At 46.7% G+C, this 14,319-nt stretch carries 7 protein-coding genes; 6 read left to right on the top strand and 1 reads right to left on the bottom strand.

From position 1 onward, the window contains the following. Positions 1 to 147: 147 nt before the first annotated feature. Genes CLV59_RS03680 through CLV59_RS03655 form a run of 6 tightly spaced genes read left to right on the top strand, consistent with a single transcriptional unit; the run spans position 148 to position 11,865 of the window. The gene (locus CLV59_RS03680; RefSeq protein ID WP_111590639.1) at positions 148 to 951 is read left to right on the top strand and encodes a CHRD domain-containing protein; all 804 of its coding nucleotides are present in this window, start codon (positions 148 to 150) and stop codon (positions 949 to 951) included. Between the two features lie 30 nt (positions 952 to 981). Further along, positions 982 to 3,810 (top strand): SusC/RagA family TonB-linked outer membrane protein, encoded by a 2,829-nt coding sequence (locus tag CLV59_RS03675; RefSeq protein WP_111590638.1) that lies wholly within the window; start codon positions 982 to 984, stop codon positions 3,808 to 3,810. 18 nt (positions 3,811 to 3,828) lie between these two features. Further along, positions 3,829 to 5,463: a RagB/SusD family nutrient uptake outer membrane protein gene (locus tag CLV59_RS03670; RefSeq protein WP_111590637.1), complete on the top strand. Its 1,635-nt coding sequence runs from the start codon at positions 3,829 to 3,831 to the stop codon at positions 5,461 to 5,463. A gap of 18 nt (positions 5,464 to 5,481) precedes the next feature. After that, entirely contained in the window at positions 5,482 to 8,607 is a 3,126-nt protein-coding gene (locus tag CLV59_RS03665; protein ID WP_111590636.1) for a SusC/RagA family TonB-linked outer membrane protein, read from the top strand. Positions 8,608 to 8,638: 31 nt separating this feature from the next. After that, positions 8,639 to 10,417: a RagB/SusD family nutrient uptake outer membrane protein gene (locus CLV59_RS03660; RefSeq protein ID WP_111590635.1), complete on the top strand. Its 1,779-nt coding sequence runs from the start codon at positions 8,639 to 8,641 to the stop codon at positions 10,415 to 10,417. Between the two features lie 17 nt (positions 10,418 to 10,434). Then, the gene (locus CLV59_RS03655) at positions 10,435 to 11,865 is read left to right on the top strand and encodes an alpha-L-fucosidase (protein ID WP_111590960.1); all 1,431 of its coding nucleotides are present in this window, start codon (positions 10,435 to 10,437) and stop codon (positions 11,863 to 11,865) included. Between the two features lie 67 nt (positions 11,866 to 11,932). Here the strand turns inward: CLV59_RS03655 and CLV59_RS03650 are convergent, their stop codons facing one another. Beyond that, the gene (locus CLV59_RS03650) at positions 11,933 to 14,293 is read right to left on the bottom strand and encodes a hypothetical protein (protein WP_111590634.1); all 2,361 of its coding nucleotides are present in this window, start codon (positions 14,291 to 14,293) and stop codon (positions 11,933 to 11,935) included. Between the last annotated feature and the right edge of the window lie 26 nt (positions 14,294 to 14,319).

Raw genomic sequence — 14,319 nt, 5'->3', positions numbered from 1 at the left:
GTAGGCTTATTTATCAACCATCAACAGTAATCATGTAGACATATTACCAAAATTTTCCAAGTGAATAATGAAAAGCTGCTAGGCGACCATCAACATCTGATAGTTGCTTATCCTGCTATTGCCTTACTATTTTAAATCCTTAAAAACATGCGTCAGAATCCCGTATTCCTTTTCTGCATGCTGATGATTGCAGTTTACGCGCTCGTAGGCTGTAAAAAAGATCCAGAGTCGAATCAGTTTGTGTTGAAGATGTGGAATATTCAAATGAAGGGGGCCAATGTGGTACCTGCAACACCCGGTAATGGAGCCAGCGCGTATGCCCTCCTGTACCTCCGCGACGATTACCAGCTTTATTATGACATTTATTTCGACTCACTTCCTGGCGGTATTGCTCCGGAAGGGGTAGACATTCGCATTGGTGGTCCGGTTCAAAATAATAATACCGCCCTGCTTACACTCACCGGCAACTTTAACGGCAAAAAAATGAGCGGCAATATGCCGATGCCTAAATTGATAGCTGACAGTCTGATTAAATCTGCCGCTTATATGCAGATTGTTTCCAAGGCTAATCCTGGCGGCATTGTACGTGGTCAACTAGATAAGAAAATCATTCTCTCCCTGGATGTGAATATGGATGGTAGTCAGGTAGTTCCAACTGCCAATAACACCTCCACCGCAAAATTCTCACTGCGCATGACAGATGATAACATCGCCTGGTATGCAATCGATGTCAAAAACCTACCGGCGGGAGATGTACTGAAGGAAGCCCATATTCATACGCCTACCGGAGTGACCTTACTGAAGCTCTGTTCCGGCGCAGCCGATTATGGCGTGCAGATGAACATGACGATCACCGGGGAACCGCTGCGCGCACTGCGTTCCGACCCATTATATGTGGACGTGCATTCCACCTTGTTCCCTAATGGCCTGGTTCGCGGACTGGTGCGATAAACCACATTCCTGTTCCCTAAACACATTAAAATGAAGCAAAATTCCTATAAAAGGCATACCGCACCGTCTCCACGAATAGTTCGTTGGTGCCTTGCCGTTATTACCACTGCCGGAATGAGCTCCCCGGCAATGGCCTTACCGCAGGATTCCCTGATAAAAAAAATACTGCCGGCAAAAGATAGTTCCTGGTTTGGTCAAACTACCTACCTCTGGAACCGCACTTCCAAACGTAGCAACATGGTGGCTGCCACCAGTTCCATATATACCAGCGATGTAAATAGCACCCTGACAGCGGACATCACCAATGCGCTTACAGGAAGACTGGCAGGATTATACACGGTGCAGAACAGCGCCACCGGCGGTTCAGACGCTGCCTTGCTGTATCTCCGCGGCAAAACGCCGCTCATCGTCATCGATGGCGTAGTAAGAAACTATACCGGTTTTAACACCGCAGACATTGAAAGCGTGACCGTCCTGAAAGATGCCCTCGCCACTGCAATGTTTGGCCAGCGCTCCAACAATGGCGTTGTACTCATTACTACCCGCGACAGAGGACATAAAGCATTTGAGGTAAACGCTTCTGCCCAATACGGCACCCTGGAACCACTTTACCGGGATAAATTACTCAACGCCTACGGATACGCTACCTTATATAATGAAGCACAGCTGAATACTTCCCCGGGCAGCGTTCCCCGCTATACGCCCGCTATGCTGGACGCATGGAAAAATCACACCAACAATCCATACGCACTGCCGGATGTTAACTGGATGAACGAAGTAATGCGTAAATCATCCAGTCAGCAACGCTATAATATCGATCTGGCAGGTACTGCACGCAACTATCATTATTATGCTTCCCTGGAGCATTTTGCACAAGGCGGTATTTTTAATACCTCTCCACAAAACAGCTACAATACCAACAACGATTACAAACGATATAGTATCCGTACCAATGCTTCGGTGTCATTCAACAAGGACATAGAACTGGCGTTGAATGTATTTGGTTCTATTTCTACAGCGTATGCACCCGGACTTGGATCTTTCCAGCCGATTCAGAGTATCCTGAACACGCCACCAGTTGCATTCCCTGTCACCAATGCAAACGGAAGCTGGGGCGGTACCAACCTGTATCGTAAAAATCCTGTTGCAGATGCAATCGGCGCAGGATATACGCAGAATACCCAGCGCCGTGTCAGCGCAGATATGGCATTGACCTACAAACTGGACGATTTCATTAAAGGATTGTGGGTGAAAGGACAACTGTCCATGAACAACTACTACAATGAAAACGTTGGCCGTTCCAAAACATATGCAGTATATGCTTTAGATACCACTGCTGGCGCACCTGCCGGAAGTTATATTCAATACGGATCTGATGGCATTGTAGGAACCGGTAATGCCACTGTCAGTGAACAGATCCGGCAGAACTATGTCAATGTAATGGCGGGATACGACCATCAGTGGAATGACCACCACCTTAATCTCCTGGCCACTTTCAATAAAGATAACAGCATTGCCAGCTTCAATCAGCTCAATATTGTATACACCAACGCCGGCCTTACTACCAGCTACGATTTCAATAAGACTTATTTCGCCGATCTGGGTCTTGTTTACAGTAGCCTGAACAGATATCAACCCGGCAAACGCGGCGCCTTCCTCCCTTCTGTAGGACTGGGCTGGGTGATCAGTAATGAAAATTTCTTCAGCAGCGAATTGTTCAATCGCCTGAAACTGCGTGCCTCTGCCGGACAAACAGCATGGGGAGATCCGGATGGTTACTATCCTTACTTAACCAACTTCACCATTGACGGTACTGGTTACAATGTGGGAGAAACTGCGGGCAGTGTTCCCGGCGCATTCAGAACACAGGTAGCCAATCCCAACTATTCCTGGGAAAAAGGCGTAAAATTCGATATAGGCCTGGAAGCCGCCTTGCTACATGACCAACTGTCTGTCGTACTGGACTTTTACCGCAACAGATTATCCGACCTCCTGCAAATCAGAGGTCAGAACACCGGTATCTTCGGACAAACTTACCCGCTGGAAAACATTGGCATCAATCGCTATACCGGTGTTGAAGCAACGGTTCATTACAGTCCCGCTACCAAACAAGCGTTCAAATACTACCTGGATGGCAACATTGCTGTAGCTGCCAGCAAAGTACTACATACCGGCGATCAAAATTATCCTTACTCCTGGCTGTATCGCACCGGACAACCAGTAGGTCAGCTTTTCGGACTGATAGCAGAAGGATTCTATCAGGCAGGAGACGATTTCAACAAAACAGCTAACCTGCAAGGCTATACGCCATCTGCCGGAGATATTAAGTACAAGGATCTGAATGGCGACGGCGTGATCAACGACCTGGACAAAGCGCCCATCGGCACTACCAAACCACTGATCAACTATGGCATTAGCGGCGGTTTCTTCTATAAAGGATTCGATTTCAAATTGCTGATACAGGGCGCCGCCAACAGAAACATTCTGCTCTCTTCCAGCATTATGCCTTTCTATACCAGCAACTTCGGCAACGCACAGGAAGCGCATATGGATCGTTGGACGCCTACTCACACCGATGCAGAATTCCCACGCCTGACACTGGGCTCCAATATCAACAACAGCCAGGTTTCCAGCTTCTGGATGCGCAATGGTAATTATATACGTCTGAAAAATGTGGAGCTGGGATACGACTTTAAAAGTATGCTGCTGCCCAACAGTAAAATCACCAAACTGCGCCTGTTTGTAAACGCATATAACCTGTTCACTATTAAAAACATTGACAGGTATGATCCGGAATCTATCAACAATCCATTGGCCAATGTACGCGCTATCAACGGCGGTATCACACTTGGACTGTAATACAAAACGCTAATAACAATGAGAAAATATACCATATTACTCCCGGTGCTGGCCTGTATTGGCATTACAGCCTGCCAGAAAAATGTGATCGAAAAGGAGCCGCTGGAATTTGTGAATGAGGACCTGGTTTTCGACAAACTGGATTCACTGGGCGTTTTCGCAGAAAGATTTCTTTACAACAGCTACGCAGATCTTCCATCCGGCTTCAATCGCATAGGCGATAATATCCTCGATGCCGGTACCGATGATGCTGTTCCCAGCAATGGAACAGACGCCGTACAATATTTCTCCAATGGTCAATGGACGCCCTTCAATCTGCCCGATAACAGATGGGAGCAGAACTATGGCCTTATTCAGAAAGTAAATCTTTTCCTTTCCAAAATAGACCAGGTACCTTTAAAAACTGCGGGACTGAAAGATCAATGGAAAAACGAAGCGCGATTACTCCGGGCCGTCGCTTACTTTGAACTAATCAAAAGATGGGGCGGCGTTCCTCTTGTTGGCGACAAAGTTTTTGATATCAATTCTAATTTATCATATAGCCGTAATAGTTATGATGAATGTGTAAAATACATTGTAACAGAAATTGATACCGCCCGTAAATATTTGCCGGTTAGCTATGCTACCGCTTATTATGGCCGACTCACCAGCGGCGCCGCTATGGCCCTGAAATCAAGGGTACTGCTCTATGCTGCGAGTACGCTCAACAATCCGGACAATAATCTTGAAAAATGGCAGTCAGCCGCTCAAGCCGCCAAAGACCTCATTGATACCAAGAACTATGCACTCACTGCCGCTTATGATGATCCGTATCTCAAGCGCAAGAACAGCGAAACTATCCTGGCATATATGACCGGACAGGGTTACCTGGTAGAGATGAATAACGGTCCTGTAGGTTCAAAACGTGGTGATCTGGGTAGAACCAATCCTACACAGGAACTGGCAGATGAATTTGAAATGGCGAATGGTAAAATGATCAGCGATGCCAGCTCCGGATACAGTGCCACGGCTCCTTATACGAATCGTGATCCAAGATTTTACTACACCATCTTCCATAATAACATGTCGTGGTTAGGAAGAAATATAGAAACGTTTGACGGTGGGATAGACCGCCCGGCCGGCTTCGGCAAGGCCAACAGCGGCGAAACCCGTACCGGTTACTATATGCGTAAGTTCCTTACCACTTCCGGTACTACCAGTAGCTACGCCAGCTCTGATCACTGCTTCCCGATCTTCCGTTATGCAGAAATACTGCTGAACTACGCCGAAGCGCTCAACGAAGCCACCGGCCCAACGAAAGAAGTATACGACGCCATTGAACAGATTCGCAAACGCGCTAAACTCAATCCCTATACGCTGCCAACAGGATTATCACAAGACCAGATGCGCGCCCGCATTCGCCACGAACGCCGTGTAGAAATGGCTTTCGAGGAACAAAGATTCTGGGATATACGTCGATGGAAAATGGCGGATAAAGTGTTGAACACGCCACTGCATGGTATGCAGATCACCAAAAATCCGGATGCGACCTTCACCTATAAAGCGGTAGAAGTAACGCCTACTAAATTCCTTGCCGACCGCATGTTCCTCTTCCCTATTCCTTACAAGGAATTGGTGGCCAATCCTAACATGCGTCAAAATCCTAACTGGTAACATTAAACAAGGCTAACAATGAAAAAACTATTATATCATCTTCTCTGCTGCTGCTTTCTGCTGTACATGGCTATTCCTGCCATTGCCCAGAAACCGGCAACAGGCCCAACTATTAATGGTACCGTTACAGAAGGAGCGCAGCCACTAATAGGCGTATCTGTTTTTGAAAAAGACTTTCCTACCAATGGTGTGGCTACAGATGAAAAAGGAAGATATTCTCTCACACTTAAAGGCAAAGCGGGTATTCTCATTTTCTCTTATGTAGGATATCTCAAACGTGAAATTCCTGCGGCACAAGCGAATGGTAAAATTGTGCTGCAACCAGATGTGAAAGGCATGGAAGACGTTGTGGTAATTGGTTATGGTACGCCTAAAAAGCCTACGGTAACGGGCGCCGTGAGCTCCATCTCCGGTGCGCAGATTCGTCAGAGCCCTTCCGCCAGTTTGCAGAATGCACTGGCTGGTCGTTTGCCAGGTTTGTTTACACAACAACGCGGTGGTCAGCCAGGTAAAGATGGCGCGGCCTTTCAGATCCGTGGTATCAGCTCCTACAACACTACTGATAACAACTCTGCCAACAACCCGCTGATCATTGTGGATGATATCGAATTCTCTTACGACCAGGTAAGTCAGCTGGACCCGAATGAGATCGAAAGTATTTCTATTTTGAAAGACGCTTCTACTACTGCCGTATATGGTATCCGTGGCGCGAATGGCGTAATGGTGATTACCACCCGCCGTGGTAAATCCGGTAAGCCACAGTTGACCGTGCGTAATGAAACTGGTTTCCTGAAGCCTACGCGTCCTCCCAAAATGAATGATGGTTACACTACCCTGAGCCTGCTCCGGGAATACGAAACCACCAATATGCGTGATCCCGCTGTGAAATATCCAACCTTCTTCGCCGGTAACAACCTGGATTACTACAAGGACAACAGTGATCCGTATATGCATCCAAACGTAGACTGGTGGAGCGAACTGATGAAAAAATACAGCATGCAGAACAGAACCAACTTCGATATCAGCGGTGGTTCTGATTTCATCAAATACTTCATCTCTCTGGGTTATCTTACTCAAGGCGGTATTTATAAAAACTATAGCGCCAACGAAGGCTATAACGGCAACTACTTCTATAATCGCTATAACTTCCGTTCCAATATCGACATCGACCCTACCAAAGACCTGCATGTTCGTGTAGACCTCTCCGGTAGATTCGGTACCACCAACGAACCAAATGATAAGGCTTTCGGCGCAGGAGGTACTATATTCCAATATCTCTGGGACGGACAACTCTCCGCTTTCGGCTATCCGATTTACAACGAGAACGGTACACTGGGCGGAACTTTGTCTACCGGTACAAAAATGAATCCGGTGGCTATCCTCAAGTATGCGGGTTATCAACGCAGCTTTGAAAACAACTTCAACGTGGTGACCTCTGCTACCCATAAACTGGACTTCATCACGCCGGGACTATCTGCAAACGTATTAGTATCGCTGGCAAGCGATTATAACTTCGCCCGCAGTCTTACACGTGCCAATAACGAAATCCTGATGTACTACTATGATGCAGTAGCGGAAGCCTATAAACCAGTGGTGAATAACCTGTACAGAATGGGTAAACTCTCTTCTTCCGGCGGATATCGTGGCAGCGCCCGTAAGCTGAATCTGCAAGGTTCCCTGAACTATGGCAGAAGCTTCGGTGGACATAACTTCTCCGGATTACTGTTGTTCAACCAAAATACCAATACCAGCAACGCATGGAATAGTACCGACAACGTAGTATATGCAGGTATCCCTGCAAACTTCCGCGGTATCACCGGCCGTATCGGTTATAACTACAAACTGAAATACCTGGTAGATATCAATGCCGGTTATAACGGGTCCGATCGTTTTGCCAGCAGCAAAAAATATGGTCTCTTCCCGGCGCTCGGTTTGGGATGGAATATCAGTGAAGAAAACTTCTTCAAAGATAATATCCACTTCATCGATGCCTTCAAAATCCGCGGTTCCTATGGCCTTGTAGGTAGCGATAAAATCGGTGCATACAAATACCTGTATGAGCAGATTTATGCCGGCGGTAAAGGGTACAACTTCGGCGAATTACCTGTAGGTTACAATGGTACTGTGGAAGGCGATCTTGGCAATGACCAGGTGACCTGGGAAAAAGAACGCAAAGCCGACATCGGTGTGGACATCAAAATGTTTGATGGTAAAATCGGTATCGTAGCCGACTACTTCGATAACTACCGTTATGATATCCTTTCTACCCGCGGTACCGTTCCTCAGCCTGTAGGCGTAGGTCTTCCGCCATTAAACCTCGGACGCGTGAGCAACAAAGGTTATGAAGTGGAAGTAGAATACAACAACCGTTCTCATAAAGTGCAGTACTTCGTAAAAGGTCAGATCAGTTTTGCAAAAAACAAAATCCTCTACAGAGATGAACCCATGGCGAAGTATCCATGGATGACACAGACAGGCAAATCCATCGGACAAGCATTTGGATACAAATACGTGGGTATGTTCAAGGATGTGGAAGATGTATTCAACAGTCCTAAACTGATTACCAGCGTACCTATGCAGAACCTCTTCCCTGGTGCGCTGAAATTCGCAGACCTCAACGGCGATGGTATCATCGACGATAATGATAAACTGGCGATGGGCGTGAATCAGCCGAGATACGTTTCCGGCCTGAGCTTCGGCTTCTCCTACAAAGGTTTTGACTTCAGTACTTTATTCCAGGGTTCCTTTGATTATGTGATCAACATTCAACGTGGTTCATTGGCGTATAGTCGCCCTGAAAGACAATCCGTTCCTTTCAACCTTGGCAGATGGACGCCATGGACGACAGATGTTACTTACCCAGCCCTTGCGGATGGACAAGGTAGCCCTCAGTCATCCACATACTGGTACAGAAGAGGCGATTATGTAAGATGGAAAAACGTTGAAGTTGGATACGCGATTCCTCCATCCCTGCTGAAACGCAAGATGGTGAAGAATATCCGTGTCTACTTTAATGGTTATAACCTGGCCCTGGTATACAACAAACTGCCGGTAGCCATTGATCCGGAATCAGCCATGTCATCCAGCATAGGTGAATATCCACAACAAAGAATATATAACGTGGGATTACAGGTTGGACTGTAACAAGCATTGTTGTATCGTAAAATCCAGACAAATGATTAAACAACTCTTCAAATATATCGCAGCAGGATGCCTGGTAACCGCCATGATGGTAGCCTGTAAAAAGTCCGACAGCTTCCTCGACAAACGGCAGACAGAAAGTTTGACCGAACAGATGGTATTCTCGGACAGTGCCAAAACACTGAGCTTTCTGACTGATTTATATGCATATACCGGTATGGACTTAATCCATAACCGGTATACGCTGATCACTTCCGCTGTAGGGAACGACTATGCCTGTATGGAGGATATGACGTCTCACTCTGTTTCTTATTACAGTGATCCGCAAGCCAGCTTTATCACAGGCGCCTCTACTGCCAGGAACTACTTTACCACCAACTACTATAAAACCTATTACCAAAAAATCAGGGCTGCCAATCAGTACATAAAGAAGGTGAAAGGCTCGCCGCTTTCTGTTGGGATGCAGCTGCGCACTTCCGCTGAAGCGAGATATCTGCGCGCCTGGTACTATGCCCAGCTGGTAAGGTATTTCGGTGGTGTGATGCTAGTGGGAGACACGATCTACTCCGACCTCTCCACCCCTATCGATTATAAACGTAACAGTTACAAAGAGTGCATAGACTACATCGTAGCGGAATGCGATAAAGCAACAGCAGATCTGCCGGCAGCAGTAGATCAGCCGGCGGCCGACTATGGCCGCATCACCCAGGGCATGTGTATGGCGCTGAAAGCCCGCATGCTGGTGACAGCTGCTAGTCCGCTGTACAACGGTAACCCTATTTCCACGGATGGACAACTGCAACCATTGATCAGCTATAGCGCATCCTACGATGCAAACCTATGGCAGAAAGCAGCAGACGCCTGCAAAGCAGTGATGAATTCCAATAACTATTCCCTGTATGAAACGGCCTCCATTCCTGGTACAAGAGCTGGGTATAGCTTCTGGAAATTATTCCTGCTCCGTAAAAACTCCGAATACATCATGCCTTACATGATGGGCTACAATACCAACCTGGAAGGCGCATGGTTCCCGGTTTCCCGCGGCGGTTCAGGATGGAGTACTCCCAGTCAGAATCTCGTAGATGCATTCGGTATGGCCAACGGTAAAGCCACCAGTTCACCTGGCTCCGGTTACGATCCTAAATTCCCTTACAACAACAGAGATCCAAGGTTCTATAATTCCATCATCTATAATCAGGCAACTGTTTACAACAACAGCACCAAGAAAATGGACCCAGTGGATATCTTCAAAACCTGGCAGGGTACACTTTCTGCCGATGGTCTGCAAGCTTACTCCACTAAAACAGGCTACTACAGCCGTAAGATGTGTAATGACAGTACCGGTAAATATACCAATACACAAAGGGTCTACCCTGTTATCCGTTATGCCGAAATCCTGATGGGTTATGCTGAAGCGATGAATGAACTGAATGGCCCTACGCCGGAAGTATATGATATCGTTAAAAGCATTCGTAAACGTGGCGGTATTCTTCCGGGCGCTGATAATATGTACGGCCTGGATGCAGGTATGAGCAAAGAAGCCATGCGAGGCATTATCCGCAATGAGTATGAAGTAGAATTCGCTTACGAAGGCCACTGGTACTATGATACACGTCGCTGGAAAACAGCGGAAGTTACAGAGAACAGACCTATCCAGGGTATGATGGTGACCAAACAACAAGACAATTCCTTTACTTACCAGACGATTACCGCACTGAATGCAGTGTTCCTGTATCCTAAAATGTATTTCGCGCCACTGCCTTTTGACGAGGTAAATAAAAGCGCTACCTTATTGCAGAATCCAGGATGGTAATTAATTTTATACGGACCATGAAAAAACTTATTATCGCCGCAGCCTTACTGGGAGCAGTTTTCCAGGCAGGAGCGCAAGACAGTACCAAACGCGCCATACCTTTAAAATATGGCGCGCAGTACACCGGCAAACGATCGGATGAGGCCATGAATAAATGGCGTAGCAACCGGTTTGGACAATTCATTCACTGGGGGCTTTATGCCATCCCGGGAGGCGTTTGGAATGGTAAAACTTATAACTATGCCGCTGAATTTCTGAAATCCAGCGCCCATATTCCTACGCCTGTATGGGATTCTCTGATGTACCAGTTCAATCCCGTAAAATTCGATGCGAAAGCCTGGGCTAAAATGGCTAAGAAGATGGGCGTAAAATACATGACCATCACTACCAAACACCATGAAGGTTTCTGCCTCTGGCCAAGCGAGTATACCAACTTCACGGTAGCTAACAGTCCTTATAAAAAGGATATCATCAAACAATTGGTGGAAGCCTATAATGCAGAGGGTATTGATGTAAACTTCTACTACTCTGTACTCGACTGGCATCATCCGGATTGGAGATATGATATCAAAACGCCGGAAGATAGCGTCGCAATGAGTCGCTACCTGACTTTCGCCTACAACCAGCTGAAAGAACTGGCTACGAATTACCCCACCGTTAAAGCATTCTGGTTTGATGGTACCTGGGATAATTCCGTAAAACTGAATGGCAAATGGACCTATGAAGTGGAGAAAATGCTGAAGGAAGTACGTCCGGGAGTGATTGTAAACAGTCGCCTTCGTGCAGACGATTATGGTAAACGCCATAAAGATTCCAACGGACAACTGATGGGCGATTATGAATCCGGCTACGAACGTCGTTTACCCGATCCCGTTACCGACCTGGCCGTTACCAAATGGGACTGGGAAGCCTGCATGACCATTCCGGAAAATCAATGGGGTTATCATAAAGACTGGAGCATCAGTCATGTGAAATCGCCGCTGGAATTACTGGAAATGCTGGTACATACCACCTCTATGGGGGGCAACTTCCTCTTGAACTTCGGTCCTTCCGGAGAGGGAACTTTCCGTCCGCAGGAGTTGAATATAGCTAACACCATTGGCGCATGGATGAGCAAATACGGGAATGTGATCTGGGATTGCGACTATGCCGGTATGAAAAAAGAAGACTGGGGATATTACACTAAAAAGAAGGGTAGCAATCAATTGAATATGGTCGTGTTTAACGTACCTGTAAGCGGATTGCTGCGTGTGAATACACCCAAAGGTATGATATTGGAAAAAGCTGCATTCCTTGACAGCAAAGGCGTTAGCCTGAAGGTAGAGGAGATTGCCGCCAATCAATACCTCATACATATTCCTGTAAAACAATACACGTCTCCGCAGGTAATACAAGTAGATTATCGGGAAGGTAATGCCAAAGGCAGTTACGAAAAAGCGAAGACCTAAAAATAATGCATGATCGGTTAGCCCCAAATGAACGGGCATCAGCTTCTGCTGATGCCCTATTTTTTTATCATTGTAACCAGGATGATCCACTGTTGGCAGCGTATTTCCGGGCGGTTTTATTCTTCCAGCTGATATTCACCTCGCGGGGTAATGGCAGATTTACATGCACTTTATTTACCAGCGTTTCTGCAGTATGAATAACCAGTATACCATTTTTCCATTCGGCAGTACAGTTATATGCCAAAAGGCTGCGATCTTTTCGTTCCAGCACATAAGCGCTGGTCAGCGCCACTTCTTCCATACATTTGAAAATCTCGTGTACATCGTTGTCAGATGAATTCGCATAGAACCAGTTGGCAATCATGGGTACATATTGCTCCCCTACAACAACAGGCTTATAAGTACCTTCTTCGGTTTTATATTGGTTATTATTGTAGTTATCAGGACTTGTACCAGGGAAGTTCCCTGTTACCTGCAACGTATTCACATATGGATCTGTAACAAAAGCCCAGCGCAGGTCTCCGGTTTTGAAATCCATCAGTTGCGCGCAACTACCGAGGGCATTCATCGTTTGCACCAACCATTTTTCCTCGCCTGTAAGTAAATAAGCATAATAGGTGGCGTAAATCCTCCAGGCTGTCCAGCCATGTGGAGAATTAAACATATTATTGGCCAGTAACACATCATATTGCGCCTCCCAGAAACGCATAGTCCCCCCACGTTGACGGCTATCCGCTTTTACCAGTTGTGTCAGACATTCGTGCATATCCAAATATTCCAGCATAGAGCGGGTATAGCGGGCCTTTGCAACCCTGTCTTCCTGTAACAATGCAAAAGCGCCTATTTGCAAAGCGGTACAACTGATCATGCCATCTTCCAGAGTTAGCTCCCCTTCAGTATCCAGGCCTGTAACGCCGCCTGTCAACTGATCAATAGCGCGTTTTACAGAAGCATAATGGCGATTATAGCGTTCTTTCCAGTTGGATGCAGACAGCTTCTTTTCTTCTGCCATCAGTTCCATGATACTCTTCGCCACATAGATTACGCTGGTATAATGTGTATGACCGCGTCTGTAGGCGCCGTCTTCACTTTGTGCATTCTTCAGAATCCAGTCGGCCAGTGTGGCAGCCGCTTCCAGGTCACGGATATTTCCGGTTGCCCGGTATTTATCTACCAGTATACCAATGGTGGTAGTGTGATTCTGGATTCGGTTCTGCATCTTGGTGGGTTCCCAGGTAGCAGCATACATCAACGGCATGATGCTATCAAATCGTTTATTCGTTTGCGTGAGTGTATTGTTATCCGGGAAGTAGCATTGTGCGAGATAAGCCGAATAGAAGCCATACCAGTTTTCACAGTTCCAGCTAGCTTTCTGCGTATATTTCAGTGCAGCGGTGCGGGCATGTTGTAAATACCAGCTCCAGGGATTCCTCACAGAGATCATAGCTTCCGCGCGTTTACCGTTGCGGTTGGTGGCAGTCAGCGTATACACGCCAGGACCTTCCACAGGCAGATATTGTTGGGAAGACGCGGCTACCAGCGTAGATACTTTACCGTTAGGAGCAGTAACGGTTACGCTGCGGGGAACTTCTCCTTTAATATCGATGAGAAATGTCTTTCCTGCTTCATTTGTGGTGGCTGGCAAATCAAACGCAGGCGCGCCGGTGAGTTGCGCTAAAGTAGCCGGGATTTCACTCAGTTGATCTGTCGGTTTGAGCAGGATGGTCCAGCTGCGGGTTTCTCCCGGCTTCAACGCATTGATAGCAGGATGACGCGCCGGTAAAGGCTGGGTATTCAGGAGATCCAGGTTAAAGGTATAAATACGATGTCCCCAGAAGAAGATTTTTGCATCGCCATAACCAAAGTTATAATTCATACTCCAGGAGGCGATGGGATCAGGAGAGGCTACTGTCAGGAGTTTGCCGGTAGGCGTTTCCAGATAGCCGGTAAAATGTGTTTTCTCTGCCCGGAGCATGGTAGGAAAGTAAATACTGTTCCATTGCGGATATCCGGCCATGTAATTGCTGATCCCCATATGCAGCCCTGCTTTTTCCGGTTGGAATACAGCTGCACTTCCGTTCCGGATAAGCGCTTTGATGGCTAAAGCGCCATTTGATGCAGCACTATAACTAAGGCTATATTTGATCCCGTCCACCAAGCCTTCATAGCAGAAATTACCTTTATCTTCCAGGTGAACAGGTACAGCTACCTTGTTCTGCATCACATACCAAGACACGCCTTTCAGCGTATCTGTTTGCATGGGAATGGAATCCCATGTTCCATGACGATTTACTAATAGTGAGGTGATAGTGCCATCCGGATGAATGACAGCTTTCCATTGTTCATTGTTCAGTGTTTTCGTCTGTGCAAACGCGATACTTTCTATGCAAAGCGCTGCTACCGAAAACAATAGCTTCAGACGTTTCATGCGTACAAATTAATAAAATGTACGCG

This window comes from Chitinophaga dinghuensis (assembly GCF_003259435.1).
In the GTDB taxonomy this organism is placed as follows: domain Bacteria; phylum Bacteroidota; class Bacteroidia; order Chitinophagales; family Chitinophagaceae; genus Chitinophaga; species Chitinophaga dinghuensis.
Note: the sequence above shows the minus strand (reverse complement) of the source record. Positions and strands in the feature narration are given on the sequence as shown.